We start from the raw sequence: 17,989 nt of genomic DNA, 5'->3' as shown, positions 1-17,989 counted from the left end.
AAGTGGGGGAGTATTCATATGAACCTATTCTATTTACAAAATCTTTGCCTCAATATAAAGAATTGTCCAAGCCTTCTCTAGTAATGTACATATACTAACATGAACTTACAAAATCTATTTCTTATAAAAGAAAGGAGCTCAACATGGCGAGAAACTGCCGAAAAGATGATCAAAAGGAAGAATCTACTTCAGATTGTAAAAAATATTATAATAAAAAATCTAACAACAACAAGTCAAACTCAACATCATCTCAAAGTTACAGCCACGGGGATATATGGGACAAACTGAGTTTAGGAGAAATATTAGCAGACAAGCATACTGCTCTATTTCGAGGAAAGAGTCAATACCAGAAGATTGATGTGCTAAAGGTGAATGATGTCAGAATGTATCTTGATGAACAATTACAATTTAGCTCTGTAGACGAGCGACTGTATCATGAAGCACTTGTTCATCCTGCAATGGCATTAGTAGATTCCCCAGAATCTGTTCTCATTTTAGGAGGCGGAGATGGTCTTGCATTAAGAGAAGTTTTAAAATATAAAACAGTTCGCCGCGTCGATCTTGTCGATTTGGATGAAGAAATTATTAAAATTGCGACTCATGTGCCTGAAATTGTCGCGTTAAACGAAAGGGCTTTTTTCGATAAGCGTGTAAATATCCATGCATACGATGCTCGAAAATTTTTACGTACGAAATCTCGCAAGTATGACGTGATTATTATCGACTTCCCAGACCCTGCAACCGAAACATTAAGTCAGCTATATACAAAAGAATTATTTTCTGTTGTATCTAGCTTCCTTACGAAAGGTGGAGCGTTCGTCTGTCAATCCAACTCACCAGAAGATGCACCACTTACCTATTGGAGCATCGGCCGAACAATTCGCAGCACTGGATTAACAGTTGCAAGCTATCATACAATCGTTCCTTCTTTCGGAAACGATTGGGGCTTTCATATCGCGACCAATTCTTCCTCCATTATGCGCAATAGAAACCCATTACCCGTAACCGTTCCTCATCGAACACTTCCGAAAAACCTCGCTTTATTATTTCGCTTTAGAGAAGACCTCTTAGAAGAACGGCAAAACGCAGTAATCAACACAGAGAACCAACTTATTCTACACCGTTGTTATCATGAAGATATGGAATATTAGTCTTATATATAAACAGGAGGTATCATGGAGTATTCAACTTTTGGAAGACATATAATGGTAGATATGTGGGAGGTAGACACTACCTTATTAAATGATCATGAATTCTTACAACAACATTTAGTCATGGCAGCCAATATGTGCGGTGCAACTGTATTATCAGTAGACTCCAAAGCATTCGAACCATCTGGAGTTACAATATTAGTTTTACTATCGGAAAGCCATATCTCTATTCATACGTATCCAGAAAAACAGTTTGCAGCTATTGACTGCTATACGTGTGGAACAAAGGTAGACCCGCAACAAGCCATCGATTATATATTGCCTATACTCAATCCGAAGCAATTATATGTAAAACGGGTGATTCGCGGCTTAGGCGAAATCACCGTCATTAACTAAACGATCAACACGCCAAATGATTTTCACACCTGGCGTGTTTTGTCCCGCATTAACGAGCAGTAAGACCCCCACCTCAAGATTCAGAGAAAAGCGAAGAAGATAGGTGGGGGATCACTGCCCATAAATACCCGATTGGTTCAACTAACCATTAGTGAAAAAATCGCTCACTGATGAAAGTTTCACTTTATATGCTCCTTCTTATTTAATCTGGTTATTTAACCCCTCAATTTTTTTCTTCCAGTACATTGTCATTGCAAACCAAATAATGAAGTAAATAATCATAAAGCTTCCTACACATATGAAAATTGAACCTTCATGCCGTCCCCCCTTTTCCATTTCATTTTTACATAAATGCGGAAAAAATAAATGGATATGTACATAAGCGGTCCCGTTATTTGTTTAACTTGCTGTTTTCTACGCATAAAAAAGACCCTGCACATGCAAGGTCTATTTCCCATCTAGCATCTTCCTATATAAATCAACAAACTCACTCGCTAGTTCCTTTATTGTTATAGCATTCATCAAGTGATCCTGGGCGTGAACTAACAGTAAGCTGAGTTCGACCTTTTCGCCACCTGCTTCTTGTTGAATCAACGTTGTTTGCAAGCGATGCGCTTCTTTTAACTCGCTGGCTGCTTCCTGCAGCTTTTCTTCCGCTTCGGGAAGCTTTCCTTCCTTCGCAAATTGAATTGCCTCCATCGCTGAGCTTCTGGCATTTCCCCCGTGTAAAATTAAATGAAAAGCCATTGTCTCTAATGTATCCATGTCTCTCTATTGCTCCCCCTTTTCTTCTGCTAGCTTTTGCTTATCCCATATTTTTAAGAATGGAAAGTAGATTAGAAACGCTAAGCAGAAGTTTACTAACTGCATAACAATTCCTGAAACCTTGCCGCCCGTTGCTAAATAACCACTAAAAATAATCGGTGTTGTCCACGGTACAGCTGCTCCGCTTGGCCGCGCGGCAAGGCCCCATTCCATCGCAAAGTACGTCACAATCGTTAAGATAACAGGAACTAGAATAAATGGAATGAGAAGAAGCGGATTTAATACAATTGGCATCCCAAAAGTCACCATTTCATTAATATTAAAAATACCTGGTGCGATTGATAATCTGCCCAAGCTTTTTAGCTGCTGACTTTGTGCGAATAATAACATCGCGACAACGAGTGCCAGTGTTGCACCAGACCCTCCCATATAAATCCAAAGATCAAAAAATTGCTGTGTAACCGTATTTGGTAAAGTATGCCCAGCTTGAAAGGCAACGCGGTTTTGATCCATTAATGAGAGCCAAATTGGACCCATAACTCCGCCAACAATTGCCGCTCCGTGAATTCCGCATGCCCATAATACATGAACAAGAATAACAGCGACCACAGCTCCAAACAAACTAGCACCAATTTCACTAAGCGGCGCTTGTAATAATTGTCCAACAATATTATGAATACTTCCAAATGAAGTATGTTCCATCATTAATCGTAAAATCCAAACAACTGTTACGACAATAAAACCAGGAATAAGTGCAGTAAACGAACGAGACACAGCCGGCGGTACTGTTTCTGGCAGTTTAATAACAATATTCTTCTGTATAAAGACGCGATATATTTCTGTAGATATAAGTGCTAAAATCATTGCCACAAATAACCCTTGGCTTCCCATAAGTACAGCTGGAATAACGCCTTCTACTATAATACTTTCCTTTGTTCCTTCTATAATATGAGAAACTTGAAATGGCGTTGCGAGTAAGAAAGACACAAGCGATAACGCTCCTGCAGCTAATGCATCCACTTTATACTGCTCCGCCAATCTGTAAGCGATTCCAAAAGCAGCAATTAAAGACATGATACTAAATGTTGCGCTAACTGGATACCCTAATGCTTTTTGCCAACCATCGCCAAACAAATTAGCCATAAATTCATGATATCCAGGGATCGGCAAAGCACTAATAATTAAGAAAAAAGAGCCGATAATTAAGAAAGGCATCGTTAAAATAATTCCGTCTCGAATAGCTTGTAAGTGGCGCTGCTCCGCAATTCTTCCAGCTATAGGCATAACGTATCTCTCTAAAAACCCCGTCATCTTCTCCACTCTCCTTATGACTTCATTGACAATGCTGCCTGTAACACCGCTTCCCCGTTACAAAGTCCGTAGTGTACAGATTGAATGACATCAACAGGTATTCCTTTCTCTTTACATAGTTCTTTCATTTTCGGTAGCAAATAACGCACTTGTGGACCGAGTAGTAATACATCAGCTTCATCGATATGATTACGCACTTCCGATCCAGATACAGCCCAAATTTTTGCCTCTATACCTTGTGCCTGTGCTGCTTTCTCCATCTTCGTAACTAGCAAACTCGTTGACATACCAGCAGCACAGCAAAGCAAAATGTTCATACGATGCCCCCTTTCTTAGCCCACTCTTTACAACTGTCCATAATCATTTTAGGCATCTCCCATGATTATTAGTTGAATCAATCGGGCACATGCCAATACTTATCTCCCACCTATTTTTTTTAACTCCTCAAAATTTGAAGGCAGGAGTCTTACCGCATGCGGGCAGCGGAATAAGTTTAAGTTAACCTATGTATATGTCTAGGGTAATTTTCGTATGACGAGCATACCAACAAAAATCCCCTATTCACGCTATTCTCTCTATCAACGAGCGAATCCATCTAATAGATGAAATTCCCATCAATTGGAGGATCTTCAAATCTCATTTCTTTCTACTAAACTTTAAGGTTGGAATTGAACATGAATTCCTTTAATATAGAAGCGATTCTCGTGATTTTCGCTAGAAGGATTTTTTCTATTACATATACAATGTATGCGCTGTCACTAAATTGTTACAAGTTTCACAAAGTGGCTATATTACAATCCTCTCTCCTGTACTATAATCATGTATGGAATAGGAGATGATAACAATGACACAAAATGCCCCTGAGTTTAAAGTACTACAAAGCATTGCCTTTCTAGCTGTTGTTTTGCAAAGTTCATTACTATATACCATGAATCAAGGAAATTTAGCGATTGAGCAGTCTATTATTATCGGCATGCTATTTAATCTAGCAAAATTTTCTGCTCCGGCATTTATTTTTATTGTCGGCTTTCATCTTATTAGTCAATATACAAAACAAATGTTATATACACAGTACATTTATGAAAAAACAACAAACTTACTTGCGCCATATTTCTTTTGGTCCATTGTCTACTTATTTACGGCGAAACAGATACCATCACTATGGGAAATTATTCGTAGCCTTCTACTCGGAACAGCAGCACCTCATCTTTGGTATGTTGTTATGATGTTTCAAATTCATTTATTGTTCCCGCTTCTTTGTCTCGTCTTTCATTGGTTTCATAAACGTAGCCATAACAAGAAAGATGTATATCGGTACACATTTGCCTTTGCTCTTATTTATTTTCTATTAATGTGGTTCTCTTCCCACTATATTTTTAACGGAGAGAAATTAACAAAATTCACTACATTGCATTATACAGATCGCTCTTTCTTATTCTATTCCTTCTACTTTGTTATGGGAGGAATTGCAGCAGTTGCTCTGCGTGCTTGGCGTATATTTGTGTTTAAACACATACCGCTTTTTACAGCTTTATTTTTCGCTTTATTTCTATTCATTAATTATCAACTCTTTAATTTTTACGGCGCAAATACGATTCGACTTACAGTTGTAACGTACTTAAAACCATCTATGTTTGTATACATCGTCTGTGAAATTATAATTTTATATGCGTTATCTGTAACAATTGCACAGTATCGTACTCTCTTATATAAAGGGCTTCGATTTATCGGGAATTTTACGTACGGGGCTTATTTAGCACACTTTTTCTTTTTAAATATAAGTGTCAAACTATTGTCTTTCTTTGCATTGCCAGCTAACTCTATTCTTTATAGCATATGCTTATTTAGCTGCACAGCAATTTTATCTTTAGGAACAATCATTGTGTTTAGCTATATTCCGTTTCATAAATGGATTACAGGTCCGACTCCTTCACTTTCTTTGCAGCGACCATTTTAAGCACTAAAAGATAAGGGTGGATTGTTATTTTCTATCTATTCTACTTGATAGATTCATTTCTTCTGTTCAATTATTGACTTTTGAGAATCAATCCAAAGCATTATAAATGAAAGCCACCTTAATAGGAGATTTTAAGATGGTTTTTATTTATCCCGTATTAACGAGCAGTAAGACCCCCACCTCAAGATTCAGAGAAAGCAAAGAAGATAGGTGGGGGATAACTGCCAGTAAAAGCCCGATTGGTTCAACTAACCATCATAATAAAAAAGCAATCTTTTCAGATTGCCTTCTTCACTAATATGAGATTCAGTTATCCAATCACTATGAATGGATATTTACACACTTTCTTTCGCTGGTCGATATAGTGCTTGTACGAGACGATCATATTCACGTCGCGTAATTTCCTTATTGTATAACTTCAACAATAAATCTTTATGCTCTTTCGAAAATGCCATCTTTTTAATGACTTCTGGATACATGAAAACTTTCCCTCCGTTTCATGAAAACGACTAAATCCAGTGCACATCCGCATTTTTCCCTTACAGTTTGTAAAGAAATCCCACAAACAGAACTTGCGTTCGCATAAAGCATTATAAAATATTTTCCCTCAAAGCACAATTCTAAAATAAAAATTTTTATTTTCAGAAGATTTCAACATTATAATATCATAATCTCTCCTAAAGTACATATATATTTTTTGTCACTTTTTTGAATAAAATTTCCATATCAGTAAGAAAATAATGGCAAAAACGAAGAGGAGTAGAAACATGGATACTGTTACACTATCGCGCGCTTTCTTTGGATCGTCGTTAGCCTTCCATATTATTTTTGCAACACTTGGAATCGGACTTTCCTTAATGATTTTTATAAGTGAAGTGTTATATCACTGGAAGAAGGACTCCGATTACTCTGTGATGGCAAAAAGATGGACGAAAGCATTTGCGATTCTTCTTGGTGTTGCCATTCCAACAGGAACAATTGTAGGCGTCCAAATTTCCTTGCTTTGGCCTGGCTTTGCGAAAATTGTTGGACAAGTCATTTCCGTTCCATTTCAAATTGAAATTTTCGCCTTCTTCCTAGAAGCATTGTTCATGTCCATTTACGTCTATGCTGCAGATAAATTACCACCATTCATGCGATTAATATCGCTCTTTTTTGTTATGCTCGGCGCGACTGCATCCGCTGTACTCATTACATCAGCAAATACGTGGATGAATACACCAGCCGGATTTTCAATGGCACCGGACGGCTCTGTCTATAACGTCAATCCTTGGAAAGCCTTTTTTAATCCAAGCTTTTTCACAAGCTCCGTTCATGTTGTCATTACCGCCTATGCAACAGGAGCTGCTGTCATTGCTTCTATCGCTGGCTTTAAATTATTAAAACGAAATAAAAGTGCACGGGAGATTGCTTATCATAAAAAAGGATTGTACTTAGGTCTTATGGTCACATTCATTACAGGCGCGATTATGTGGGTTTCTGGACATGAATCTGCGATTGGACTTCATGAGCACTCACCAGAGAAACTGGCAGCAGCAGAAGCATTATTTCATACACAGTCACATGCACCACTAGCCGTTGGAGGCGTTCTCGATCCAGAAACACACGAATTAAAATACGCCATTGAATTCCCAAACATGTTAAGTATGTTAGTTGGTTTTTCTCCAAATACGGTTGTAAAAGGATTAAATGAATTTTCACCAGACACGTGGCCTCCTTTTTACACCCATTTATTCTTTGACTTAATGGTTGGAGCAGCTACATTTTCATTCGCCGTCGCTGCAATTGCACTTGGATATTGGTACTTCATTTACCGAAAAAAAGGCGGGCAATTGCCAAAATGGCTGCTAGGGGCAATCGCTGCGGGCGGTCCGATTATGCTTCTCGGCATTGAATGTGGCTGGATTTTCAGCTGTAGCGGACGGCAGCCTTGGACGATTTACGGTTTTCAACGTACAACAGATGCTGCAACGCGCGCCGACTTTGTTGGGCCATTATTTGTCGTATTTGTCGTACTTTACATTGCACTTGGCATCTTAACTGTCTTCGTATTACGAACATTCTTTAGGCGCCATCCATTGAAGCAAGACTTACAACCGAACGGAGGGGACTCACATGCCTGAAGCAAGCATTGCTATTATCATTCTCTGGGCTGTCGTCTTTGTATACAGTATTTTAGGTTCAATTGATTTTGGGGCCGGCTTTTGGGGGATGGTGTATGCAAAGCATCCAACACTTGCCGGAAAACTTGCTAATCGCTATTTGTCCCCAACATGGGAAGTTACAAATACATTTCTAGTCTTTGTCGTTGTTGCGTTTCTCGGCTTCTTTCCAAAAGCTGCATTTACACTCGCAACCGCAATGTTTTTACCTGTTACCTTAATTCTCATACTCGTTACAATTCGTAGTACTTTTATGGTGTTTTCTTATTCCTTGCCAAAGTATGAGCGTATAATGCGCATTATTTCGGGCATTACCGGTCTATTAATTCCAGCTCTCTTAATTACAGTTCTTCCTGTAACAGAAGGAGCCTTCATTACCACTACTGGTGGCAAAGAAACATTATTATATGGAAAGTTATTATCAAGTCCAGTCGTATACTGGTACATGCTCTTTGGTTTAACATCAGAACTCTTTTTATCAGCGCTCTTTCTCGCTGATTTTGCTAGAGAACAAGGATCCGAAGATACATATCGTGTCTACCGGAGAAACGCCATCGTGCTCGGTCCTGCAACGCTTGTCACCGCCATCGTCGCACTTGTCGTAATGGAGCCAGAAACACATTGGCTCATGGAAGGATTAATTAAACAATTCAAATGGTTTACAATCTCGATCATCTTTTTTATCATTGGCTATTCTTCCCTTTGGTGGACAAACCAAAAACATGAAACACTCGGCTGGCCGCGCATTGCTGTTCTTTCTGTCGTTGCCCAATATGGATTTGCAAGCTACGCTTACGGCGTTGCACACCTTCCGTATATTATTTATCCAGAAGTAACTGTATTCACAAGTTTTACAACGAAAGAAACGTTTTATGCGCTGCTCATTCTCTATGCAGTCGGTATCGCAATACTATTACCAGGCTTCATCTTCTTCTGGAACTTATTCTTGAAAGATCGAACTTTTTTAAAGTAAAGTGAAACTTCCTATCGTGAGACGCTTTTCCTCACGATAGATTAGTTGAACCAATCGGGCTCTTACGGCTGGTTTTCTCTCCTTCTTGTAGTTACTTCTTACCAGCCGTTTGAGCGGGGTAAAGTGAAACTTCCTTCTGGGAACGTTTTTTCCAGAAGGTTAGTTGAACCAATCAGGCTCTTACAGACAGTATTACAAATACCCATACTGATAACAAAATTCTTAGTCAAACATCATCTACCACGAAATAAGTAGCATATTTTCATCCACGTTTACCTACCAAAAGAAAACTAGGTAGATGCATGTAACAACTTTTCTATTATAAATACCTAATAGGCACATAGTGGATATGTGCTTATTTTCATTTAGAATTCCCTATATACTATGTCTTTTCCTCAAAGTACCAAACGCACATATTTACAATAGTTAGTGTAATGCCCCATACCTTCTTTTAAGAATATGAATATGATTAAATATAAGGTCGTGGACAAGTAGAAATATTCTTGTTCAAATTCAAGAATCAAGAAGGGCAGGCTAGCTATGGGTATTGAAATTTGGATTACACTTTTTGTTTTTGTCATCACCATGGTCGTTATATTTTGGCGGCCAGGAGGAATAAACGAAGCATGGCCAGCTGCAATTGGAGCGGGGATTATCATTATTACCGGTCTTGTAACACGCAGCAACATTGCCGATATTATTAGTAAAATCGGCGGCGCCTCTATCACCATCATCGCGACAATCGTTATGGCTGTTATATTAGAAAGTTTTGGTTTCTTCCACTGGGCAGCAGCCCGGCTCGCGAACTTAGCAAAAGGTTCCGGGCACCGTCTATATTGGTACATTCAATTACTCTGTTTTCTCATGACGCTATTATTTAATAACGATGGCAGTATTTTAATTACCACACCAATTTTAATTCTGCTTTTGAAAAACCTTCAATTAAAACCACAACAACAAATTCCATATTTATTAAGCGGTGCATTAATTGCAACTGCTTCTAGTGCTCCAATTGGCGTTAGTAATATTGTAAATTTAATCGCATTAAACATCGTTCATATGACACTCTATATGCATACAGCAATGATGTTCGTACCTGCAACGTTAGGGCTTATCTTTATGTCATGGCTCATGTACCTAGTTGTGAAAAAGAAATTACCGGAAAAACTACCAACATCCGCTTATGACATTGAAGAAGTCTTTTTCACAAAACACTTTCACCCATTAAAGGGGAAAGATTCTGTTGATACAAAAAGCAAACGCACAAAATTTATGTTAAAAGTGTTACTGTTTGTCTTCCTTATGCGTTGTCTTCTTTTCGTTGCCTCATTCTTTGCGATTCCGATTGAAATTGTTGCCGTAATTGGCTCTCTCGTTCTACTCATCTGGAGATGGTATTATTTACGAACAAATCCAGTCGATATATTAAAAAAGACACCGTGGCACATTCTCATATTTGCTTTTTCCATGTACGTCATTATTTACGGGCTTCATAACGCTGGATTAACAGCTTGGCTTGTACAAGTATGTGAGCCAATCGTAAATCAAAGTTTATTACATGCAAGCTTTATGATGGGTGGACTCGTTTCAATTCTATCCAACTTCTTTAACAACCATCCGGCCTTAATGATTGGAACCATTACTTTAACGGAAATGGGATTAGATCCTGTTACCCTCAAAACAATCTACCTCGCAAACATCATTGGTAGCGATATGGGATCATTATTACTACCAATTGGTACACTTGCTTCCCTTATTTGGATGTATATCTTGAAACAAAATAAAATCAAAGTAAAATGGAAAGATTACTTGAGTGTCTCCTTAATTGTCATTCCACTCACAACAATCGTAACACTCTTCCTCCTATACTACTGGGTGCAGCTCGTTTTTGCCCATTAATGCGGGATAAAACACCTTATAGGGACCCTCCAAAATATATACGGAAGGTTCCTATTTCTATTAATACTAACGCTCCGTAAATCGGTGACAGAGATAAGGCGGAATCCCCGCCTCGGGAAGAATAAAAGTCAAGATAAAATAAGCAAGCAACATGCATGATGTAATCATAAAGAAAAACGATAATTTCGGGTACCACTTCTTCGCAAATGAATATACAGAAAGGCCAAAACTACTAAACACAAGAAATAACGTGCTGACAGCTGTTATGATAATATCCATTTGTTTCTCATAATTCGGTGACAATAAAAAAACGAATGTAACAACAAAAAGAATCTGTAATATAAAGTGAAACTTCCTATCGTGAGACGCTTTTCCTTACGATAGGTTAGTTGAACCAATCGGGCCCTTACAGACGGTTTGCTTCTCTCTTCCTTGCCTAACTTCTTACCGACTGTTTGGGCGGGATAAATGCAGTAGCAGGAACAATTTTCTGTTTCATTTTTACTCCTCTGATTTCCCTTGCTTTTTATGTAAAGTATAACAAAATCCCCCTGCTCTCGCTCAGCAGGGGGACTATCATCTATATTAGGTTAGGGTACACATGATCATAGATTAAGAGGTGTTCAGAAAGATGCTTTCTAATTATTGATATAATTGACTGCCTGTTTCTTTAAACTCTTCTGCTTTTTCTTTCATACCTTTTGAGATTGCTTCTGTTGTTTCTAAATCATTATCCTTTGCATACTCACGAATATCATGCGAAATTCTCATACTGCAAAACTTCGGACCACACATTGAGCAGAAATGCGCTGTCTTTGCTCCTTCTGCTGGTAATGTTTCATCGTGATATTCCATTGCGCGCTCAGGGTCTAATGATAAATTAAATTGATCACGCCAGCGGAATTCAAAACGCGCTTTAGAAAGAGCGTCATCACGCTGATGTGCTGTTTTATGACCTTTTGCAAGGTCAGCAGCATGCGCGGCAATTTTGTACGTAATAACCCCTTCACGAACATCATCTTTGTTTGGTAAGCCAAGATGTTCTTTTGGTGTTACATAGCAAAGCATTGCTGTACCGAACCAACCAATCATCGCTGCTCCAATCGCAGAAGTAATATGGTCATAACCCGGTGCAATGTCTGTCGTTAACGGTCCGAGCGTATAGAACGGTGCACCATGACAAATGTCGAGTTCTTTATCCATATTCTCTTTAATCAAATGCATCGGTACATGTCCTGGGCCTTCAATCATCACTTGTACATCATGCTTCCAAGCAATTTGCGTAAGTTCTCCTAATGTTTCCAGCTCAGAAAATTGAGCTTCGTCGTTTGCATCCGCAATTGAACCAGGGCGTAATCCATCTCCAAGAGAGAAGGAAACATCGTACTTCTTCATAATTTCACAAATCTCTTCAAAATGTGTATATAAGAAGTTTTCTTGATGGTGATATAAACACCACTGGGCCATAATCGAACCACCGCGTGATACAATTCCTGTTACACGCTTTGCTGTAAGCGGAATGTAACGAAGCAGTACACCAGCATGAATTGTAAAGTAATCTACTCCTTGCTCTGCTTGTTCAATTAGCGTATCACGGTATACTTCCCACGTTAAATCTTCCGCGATCCCATTTACTTTTTCAAGCGCTTGGTAAATCGGCACTGTTCCAACTGGTACAGGCGCATTACGAATAATCCATTCACGCGTCGTATGAATGTTTTTCCCAGTAGAAAGATCCATAATTGTATCTGCGCCCCAACGTGTTGCCCATGTCATCTTCTCTACTTCTTCTGCAATCGACGATGATACAGCTGAGTTCCCGATATTCGCATTTACTTTCACATGGAAGTTACGCCCGATAATCATTGGTTCTGCTTCCGGATGATTAATATTTGCCGGTAAAATGGCACGACCTTCAGCAATTTCCTTACGTACAAATTCTGGTTCCACGCCTTCACGAATCGCCACATATTCCATCTCTGCTGTGATAATACCTTTACGCGCATAATGCATTTGCGTAACATTTTCCCCAGTTTTTGCGCGAAGCGGATTACGTCCCATTTGCGGGAATACAGGCGTATGTTTAGCTGCTACTTTTACACCATCATCTTCCGGTTTCACTTCACGACCTTCATACTCTTCTACATCTCCGCGTTCCACAATCCAGCAGCGGCGCGGCGTTGGAATCCCCTTTTCTAATTCCACTTTGTAATCCGGATCAGTATAAGGACCACTCGTATCATACACACGAATAGATGGATTTGTTACACCGTTTGTATCGCTTTGTGCAATCTCGCGCATCGGTACTTTCATATCTTCACGCGTACCCTCTACATATACCTTCTTGCTTCCCGGTAAACTTGACTTCAACTCAATTTGCTCAGCTGAAACAGATTGTTTCATAAATGTGTTTCCTCCCCTGTGTCTTAGCGAAGTAACCTCCGCTTTTCTTTAGATTCAGTTTCGCCGCCTAGACCCTTGCGTCTAAACAGTTGGCTCCACTTTTCTTATGACCAGGATGAGAACTAGCGGCTAGTATATGCTCAAATAAAAAAGCCAGGTCCATAATAAAGAATAGGACCTGGCAACATAAGGCATTGTTATGTAAAGCCGTTAACTTCCCTCCGCTGGTACGAACCAGATCAGGTCCAAAGGGTTAAGAAGCTTCAACACGCTTCCCTCTCAGCCCAGCTCTTGGGCACCCCTAGTTTATCACTGATTAAATTTTCACTACGCTCTTATCATACATCATTGTCAAAAAAATGCAAAGGTATTTATATCATTTTTTTCCTTATTCAAAAAATGGGTATTTCACTCAGTACAAGCCGAATCCGCACTTCATACATATAGAATATAAGCCAGTGCAGGACGTATGTCTTATGCAAACTTTTCACGATAAGAACAGGGGTGAAAGAGTTGATAAACCTACAATCTACAATAACCATACTCGCTTTTCTCGGAACCACGCTCATCATCTTTTGGCGTCCCAAAGGGATGAATGAAGCAATTCCAGCAACAGTTGGTGCAGTAATTGTCATTTTAAGCGGTACAGTTTCTCTTACCGACTTGGGTGATATTAGCTCAAAAATTATTGGCGCCGCCATAACAATTATGGCTACCATTGTTATGGCAATCGTATTAGAGAGTTTCGGCTTTTTTTATTGGTGCGCCGTTCAACTTGCTAAAAGAGCAAAAAGCTCTGGTATTCGCCTCTTTTGGTATACAAATCTTCTTTGTTTTCTCATGACATTATTCTTCAATAACGATGGTAGCATCTTAATTACAACTCCCATTTTACTGCTTTTGTTACACCATTTGCGACTCACACATGATCAAAAAATACCTTACTTACTAAGTGGTGCACTCATCGCCACTGCCTCAAGCGCGCCGATTGGTGTAAGCAATATTGTGAATTTAATCGCCTTGAGAATTATTGATATGGACTTATACATGCACACAGCCATGATGTTTGTTCCCGCTACGTTAGGTCTCCTTTTTATGTCGTTTCTGTTATTCCTTGTTTTTCGGAAAAAAATCCCTAAAAAACTCCCGGTCTTATCGACATACTTAGATGAAAATTTCGTTAAAAAATCCTTTCACCCACTGCAACCACGTCCCGCAATTGATGAAAATCGTAAGCGAACAAGGTTTATGCTTGGAATTCTATTATTTGTTTTATGCGTTCGCCTCAGCTTATTTATCGCATCTTTCTTTCAGTTTTCTATCGCCATTGTAGCAGTCATTGGCTCCGTTATTTTACTCGGGTGGAGATGGTACAAACTGCGCCTTCCACCTCATGATATGATTAAAAAAACACCTTGGTATGTCTTAATTTTCGCATTTTCTATGTACGTGATTGTGTATGGACTTAATAACATCGGCTTAACCAACCTGCTCATCACTACATTTCAACCAATCATCACTGGTAGTTTATTTCATGCCACTTTTGTTATGGGGGGCCTAGTCTCTATCCTCTCTAACATTTTTAATAACCATCCTGCCTTAATGATTGGCACAATTGAACTCACCGAAATGGGACTAGATCCTATTACATTGAAAACCATTTATCTTGCAAACATCATCGGTAGTGACATGGGCTCATTATTACTCCCGATTGGTACATTAGCAAGCTTAATGTGGATGTATATTGTGAAAAAAGGAAAAGTAACTATCGGTTGGGATACCTATATAAAAACTACACTTCTTGTCATTCCGCCAACCGTCATTTTTACACTGCTATGTTTATATTATTGGGTTAAATTAATCTTCACATCTTAAAACATCTCCCTCCTTCCACTATGTTAGAAGGAGGAGATTATGTAATTACGAGAAAGGTGATTATTATGCTTCATTTACAAAAATATATTAATCAGCCCATACAAGTGACATTGTCAAGGGAAATTATTCCATTTGAAGGAATTATGATTGATAAAGGCTCGGATATTATTGTATTGTATGATGGAGAAAAATACATGTATATCTCTAGTTTACACATTCAACATTTAACCCCAAGCATCGATTCTTCATTACTTGATAACCTAGCAATTCCAGAATCTTTACTACCGCCAGACATAATATCAAGTGAATCCACTATTTCACTGCGAAAAACATTGCAAGTGGCAAAAGGACAATTTATTGAACTTGCGCTATCACATGAACACTTCTTACATGGATATGTTACCCATATTATGAATGACTATTTTATCTTCCTCTCACCTGTCTATCAAATGTTATACATCCCCTTTCATCACGTAAAATATATCGTTCCGTATAAGGAAGCAGAAACGCCTTACGGACTAGAAAATACAAAACTCTTATCGCCAGCTTCAAAGATTACACTTGCACGTACATTTTCTGAGCAAATGAAAAAACTAAAACAACATATCGTTTTACTTGATTTAGGCATACAGAGTTATAAAATTGGCAAATTAGCTGAAGTAACCGACAACCAAATTGAACTCATTACAGCACGTAATCAGCGTTTTCATTTTAATTTACATCATGTTAAAACCGTACATCTTCCATCCTAAAATTAAAAATAACAAAAAGAGGTATCTCATCATAAGAGACACCCCTTTTTCTATTAAGGAATCATCCAAGTTAAATAATAAGCTTGAATATATGTGATAATACCAATGATTGTTACGAAGAATAAACTATGTTTCACTGTGAAACGGAATAAGTCAGATTCTTTTCCAGCAAGTCCAACTGCCGCACATGCGATTGCAATGGACTGCGGTGAAATCATTTTAGCAGTTACACCGCCCGTTGTATTCGCTGCAACAAGCAACACTTCGCTTACGCCTACTTGCTGCGCTGTAATTGCTTGTAGATTTGAGAACAATGCGTTTGCAGATGTATCTGATCCTGTTAAGAATACCCCAAGCCATCCAAGGAATGGCGAGAAGAATGGGAAGAATTTCCCCGTTCCCGCTAACGCTAATGCCAATGTCGATGAAAGTCCTGAGTAATTTGCGATAAACGCAAAACCAAGTACTAATCCAATTGACAAAATTGGCATTTTCAATTCTTGCAACGTTTCTTTAAATGTGACCACTGCTTGTTTTGGACTCATTTTCAAAACAAACATTGTAATAATACATGCAATCAAAATTGCTGTTCCTGTTGCCGATAAAATATCAATCTTTAATATAGCTTCATATGGTGTTGGTTTATTAACAATTGGCTCTGCCTTCATCACTAAATTATGCAGACCCGGAATTTGAATTTTAAACACTAAGCTTTCAAGTGCACCGCCTGGAGCAAATAAAGCTTTAAAGAATTTTTGGCTCCAGATTACAACCATTATCGTTAAAATAATAAATGGTGACCACGCTTTCAAAACTTTTCCTGCTGTTAAATTTATTGTAGAACCAGCATCTACCGTCGCCGCTGCTTCTGCTTGTCCTTTTCCAGAACGGTAAATTTCTTTTGGCTGCCATACTTTTAAGAATAGCGCCAAACTCACTAAACTCACTAGTGCTGATGTAATATCCGGGAGTTCAGGCCCAAGATATGTTGATGTAATAAACTGCGTAATCCCGAACGAACCGCCCGCTACAAGTAATGCAGACCACGTTTGTTTTACACCTTTTAATCCATCCATTAAGAATACAATAAAGAATGGAACAAATAATGATAGAAGCGGTAATTGATGCCCAGCCATTTCTCCTATTTTATGAGGATCAATACCTGTTACTTGACCAGCTACTAAAATTGGAATACCCATCGCTCCGAATGCTACCGGTGCTGTATTTGCAATTAAGCAAAGCCCCGCTGCGTATAACGGGTTTAAACCAAGCCCTGCAAGAAGCGCTGCTGTAATTGCTACTGGTGCTCCAAATCCAGCTGCTCCTTCCAAAAATGCACCGAATGAGAAGCCGATTAAAATGACAAGTAGACGATGATCATTTGTAATAGAAAGAACAGATGCACGAATGACATCGAACTGTCCCGTTTTTACTGAGATTTTGTATAAAAATACTGACATGATGATAATCCACGCAATTGGCCATAAGCCATAAGCAAACCCATAACCCGTTGCTGCTATCGCCATCGTAAATGGCATTTTATAAACAAAAAGTGCAATTATAACTGTTAATAAAACTGTAATGAACCCTGCAACATAGCCTTTCATACGAAAAACTGTTAACGCTAAGAAGAAAAATATAATTGGAATCATTGCAACTGCTGCCGAAAGCCAAATGTTACCTAGCGGATCATAAACTTGTGTCCATGTACTCATAGTTTCTCTTCCCTTCTAATGTCTCTTTTTCATATACTTATAATCCTATAATTAGACAAGCAGGTCATCAGACCTTTAGGCCCAAAAAATAAAACGTTTACAGAAAACGTTTTCATAAATATTTGATAATTCTACTTTATCATATTTTCCTCTATTTACAATGCTATTTTCGAATTTTTTTCACATTTTCTTTGTTCATCCTTTCACAAAATGTGATATGATTACAGGTTTCTAAAATAAAGTGAAACTTTCCTCAACGAACGGTTTTCTCGTTGAGGATTAGTTAAACCAATCGGGTCCTTACAGACGGTTTGTCTCCCTTCCTTGCCCGACTTCTTACCGGCTGTTTAGGCGGGATAAAGTAAAACCTCCATCAGTGGCGATTTTCTTTATCCCCCCTCCTATGTTCTTCGTTTCTCTCTAATCTTGAGATGGAGTCTTACTACCCGCGAATAGCAGGATAAAGTGAAACTTTAATCAGTGGGGGTTTTCTTCATCCCCCACTGATTATTAGTTGAACCAATCGGGCTTTTACGGNNTACGGGCAGTTTATCTCCCACCTGACTTCTTTGCTTTCACTGAATTTTGAGGTGGGGGTATTACTGCCCGTTAATGCGGGATAAAACTTTT

General features: G+C 38.7%; 15 protein-coding genes, 1 pseudogene and 1 riboswitch. Of the genes and pseudogenes, 8 read left to right on the top strand and 8 right to left on the bottom strand.

Features of this window, described 5'->3' with window-relative positions:
* Positions 1 to 143: 143 nt before the first annotated feature.
* A complete protein-coding gene (locus CN326_RS21355; RefSeq protein WP_098310984.1) occupies positions 144 to 1,151 on the top strand; it encodes a spermine/spermidine synthase domain-containing protein in 1,008 nt (335 codons plus the stop codon).
* Positions 1,152 to 1,175: 24 nt separating this feature from the next.
* Complete coding sequence (speD, locus tag CN326_RS21350; protein ID WP_098310983.1) at positions 1,176 to 1,547, top strand: adenosylmethionine decarboxylase; 372 nt, start codon at positions 1,176 to 1,178, stop codon at positions 1,545 to 1,547.
* Positions 1,548 to 1,745: 198 nt separating this feature from the next.
* Here the strand turns inward: speD and CN326_RS21345 are convergent.
* From CN326_RS21345 to CN326_RS21330, 4 genes and pseudogenes are all read right to left on the bottom strand, one after another.
* Positions 1,746 to 1,847 (bottom strand): annotated as a pseudogene (locus tag CN326_RS21345) (DUF3021 family protein); the annotation flags it as partial.
* A gap of 147 nt (positions 1,848 to 1,994) precedes the next feature.
* Positions 1,995 to 2,312 carry a PTS sugar transporter subunit IIA gene (locus CN326_RS21340; protein WP_098310982.1) on the bottom strand — a complete coding sequence of 106 codons (318 nt, stop codon included), beginning with the start codon at positions 2,310 to 2,312 and terminating at the stop codon, positions 1,995 to 1,997.
* A gap of 6 nt (positions 2,313 to 2,318) precedes the next feature.
* Positions 2,319 to 3,623 (bottom strand): PTS cellobiose transporter subunit IIC, encoded by a 1,305-nt coding sequence (celB, locus tag CN326_RS21335; RefSeq protein WP_098310981.1) that lies wholly within the window; start codon positions 3,621 to 3,623, stop codon positions 2,319 to 2,321.
* Between the two features lie 14 nt (positions 3,624 to 3,637).
* Positions 3,638 to 3,940 carry a PTS sugar transporter subunit IIB gene (locus tag CN326_RS21330; RefSeq protein ID WP_098310980.1) on the bottom strand — a complete coding sequence of 101 codons (303 nt, stop codon included), beginning with the start codon at positions 3,938 to 3,940 and terminating at the stop codon, positions 3,638 to 3,640.
* A gap of 527 nt (positions 3,941 to 4,467) precedes the next feature.
* Here CN326_RS21330 and CN326_RS21325 point away from each other — a divergent pair.
* Positions 4,468 to 5,580 (top strand): acyltransferase, encoded by a 1,113-nt coding sequence (locus CN326_RS21325; RefSeq protein ID WP_098310979.1) that lies wholly within the window; start codon positions 4,468 to 4,470, stop codon positions 5,578 to 5,580.
* Between the two features lie 335 nt (positions 5,581 to 5,915).
* Here CN326_RS21325 and CN326_RS24770 read toward each other — a convergent pair whose 3' ends face one another.
* Positions 5,916 to 6,059, bottom strand: coding sequence for a hypothetical protein (locus CN326_RS24770; protein WP_098310977.1), 144 nt, complete (start codon positions 6,057 to 6,059; stop codon positions 5,916 to 5,918).
* Positions 6,060 to 6,347: 288 nt separating this feature from the next.
* Here CN326_RS24770 and CN326_RS21310 point away from each other — a divergent pair, with 288 nt between their 5' ends.
* The 3 genes from CN326_RS21310 to CN326_RS21300 all read left to right on the top strand — a co-directional run bounded on the left by CN326_RS21310 (position 6,348) and on the right by CN326_RS21300 (position 10,614).
* Positions 6,348 to 7,703 (top strand): cytochrome ubiquinol oxidase subunit I, encoded by a 1,356-nt coding sequence (locus CN326_RS21310; RefSeq protein ID WP_098310976.1) that lies wholly within the window; start codon positions 6,348 to 6,350, stop codon positions 7,701 to 7,703.
* Positions 7,696 to 8,715, top strand: coding sequence for a cytochrome d ubiquinol oxidase subunit II (locus tag CN326_RS21305; RefSeq protein ID WP_098310975.1), 1,020 nt, complete (start codon positions 7,696 to 7,698; stop codon positions 8,713 to 8,715). Before CN326_RS21310 ends, CN326_RS21305 begins: the two co-directional genes overlap by 8 nt.
* Positions 8,716 to 9,255: 540 nt before the next feature.
* Entirely contained in the window at positions 9,256 to 10,614 is a 1,359-nt protein-coding gene (locus CN326_RS21300) for an arsenic transporter (RefSeq protein WP_098310974.1), read from the top strand.
* A 66-nt stretch (positions 10,615 to 10,680) separates the two neighbouring features.
* On the opposite strand, the gene CN326_RS24380 is transcribed toward CN326_RS21300, so the two are convergent.
* On the bottom strand, positions 10,681 to 10,893 hold the full coding sequence (locus CN326_RS24380; RefSeq protein ID WP_141525099.1) for a hypothetical protein: 213 nt from the start codon (positions 10,891 to 10,893) through the stop codon (positions 10,681 to 10,683).
* A 363-nt stretch (positions 10,894 to 11,256) separates the two neighbouring features.
* Positions 11,257 to 13,017, bottom strand: coding sequence for a phosphomethylpyrimidine synthase ThiC (thiC, locus tag CN326_RS21295; RefSeq protein ID WP_098310973.1), 1,761 nt, complete (start codon positions 13,015 to 13,017; stop codon positions 11,257 to 11,259).
* 199 nt (positions 13,018 to 13,216) lie between these two features.
* Positions 13,217 to 13,330, bottom strand: a riboswitch (TPP riboswitch).
* Positions 13,331 to 13,533: 203 nt separating this feature from the next.
* Between thiC and CN326_RS21290 the strand changes: the two genes are divergently transcribed.
* Both CN326_RS21290 and CN326_RS21285 read left to right on the top strand, forming a co-directional pair.
* Complete coding sequence (locus CN326_RS21290; RefSeq protein ID WP_098310990.1) at positions 13,534 to 14,892, top strand: arsenic transporter; 1,359 nt, start codon at positions 13,534 to 13,536, stop codon at positions 14,890 to 14,892.
* A gap of 65 nt (positions 14,893 to 14,957) precedes the next feature.
* On the top strand, positions 14,958 to 15,644 hold the full coding sequence (locus tag CN326_RS21285) for a DUF2642 domain-containing protein (RefSeq protein WP_098310972.1): 687 nt from the start codon (positions 14,958 to 14,960) through the stop codon (positions 15,642 to 15,644).
* 53 nt (positions 15,645 to 15,697) lie between these two features.
* On the opposite strand, the gene CN326_RS21280 is transcribed toward CN326_RS21285, so the two are convergent.
* A complete protein-coding gene (locus tag CN326_RS21280; protein WP_098310971.1) occupies positions 15,698 to 17,359 on the bottom strand; it encodes a lactate permease LctP family transporter in 1,662 nt (553 codons plus the stop codon).
* Between the last annotated feature and the right edge of the window lie 630 nt (positions 17,360 to 17,989).

This window comes from Bacillus sp. AFS018417, assembly GCF_002560985.1.
Lineage (GTDB): Bacteria > Bacillota > Bacilli > Bacillales > Bacillaceae_G > Bacillus_A > Bacillus_A rhizoplanae.
The sequence above is the reverse complement of the archived record's forward strand: the minus strand, read 5'-3'. Positions and strand labels throughout refer to the sequence as shown.

Excerpts from the sequence above, each read along its gene's own strand:
- CN326_RS21355 (WP_098310984.1), top strand. The coding sequence starts at position 144 with ATGGCGAGAAACTGCCGAAAAGATGATCAAAAGGAAGAATCTACTTCA.
- speD (WP_098310983.1), top strand. The coding sequence starts at position 1,176 with ATGGAGTATTCAACTTTTGGAAGACATATAATGGTAGATATGTGGGAG.
- CN326_RS21340 (WP_098310982.1), bottom strand. The coding sequence starts at position 2,312 with ATGGATACATTAGAGACAATGGCTTTTCATTTAATTTTACACGGGGGA.
- celB (WP_098310981.1), bottom strand. The coding sequence starts at position 3,623 with ATGACGGGGTTTTTAGAGAGATACGTTATGCCTATAGCTGGAAGAATT.
- CN326_RS21330 (WP_098310980.1), bottom strand. The coding sequence starts at position 3,940 with ATGAACATTTTGCTTTGCTGTGCTGCTGGTATGTCAACGAGTTTGCTA.
- CN326_RS21325 (WP_098310979.1), top strand. The coding sequence starts at position 4,468 with ATGACACAAAATGCCCCTGAGTTTAAAGTACTACAAAGCATTGCCTTT.
- CN326_RS24770 (WP_098310977.1), bottom strand. The coding sequence starts at position 6,059 with ATGTATCCAGAAGTCATTAAAAAGATGGCATTTTCGAAAGAGCATAAA.
- CN326_RS21310 (WP_098310976.1), top strand. The coding sequence starts at position 6,348 with ATGGATACTGTTACACTATCGCGCGCTTTCTTTGGATCGTCGTTAGCC.
- CN326_RS21305 (WP_098310975.1), top strand. The coding sequence starts at position 7,696 with ATGCCTGAAGCAAGCATTGCTATTATCATTCTCTGGGCTGTCGTCTTT.
- CN326_RS21300 (WP_098310974.1), top strand. The coding sequence starts at position 9,256 with ATGGGTATTGAAATTTGGATTACACTTTTTGTTTTTGTCATCACCATG.
- CN326_RS24380 (WP_141525099.1), bottom strand. The coding sequence starts at position 10,893 with ATGGATATTATCATAACAGCTGTCAGCACGTTATTTCTTGTGTTTAGT.
- thiC (WP_098310973.1), bottom strand. The coding sequence starts at position 13,017 with ATGAAACAATCTGTTTCAGCTGAGCAAATTGAGTTGAAGTCAAGTTTA.
- CN326_RS21285 (WP_098310972.1), top strand. The coding sequence starts at position 14,958 with ATGCTTCATTTACAAAAATATATTAATCAGCCCATACAAGTGACATTG.
- CN326_RS21280 (WP_098310971.1), bottom strand. The coding sequence starts at position 17,359 with ATGAGTACATGGACACAAGTTTATGATCCGCTAGGTAACATTTGGCTT.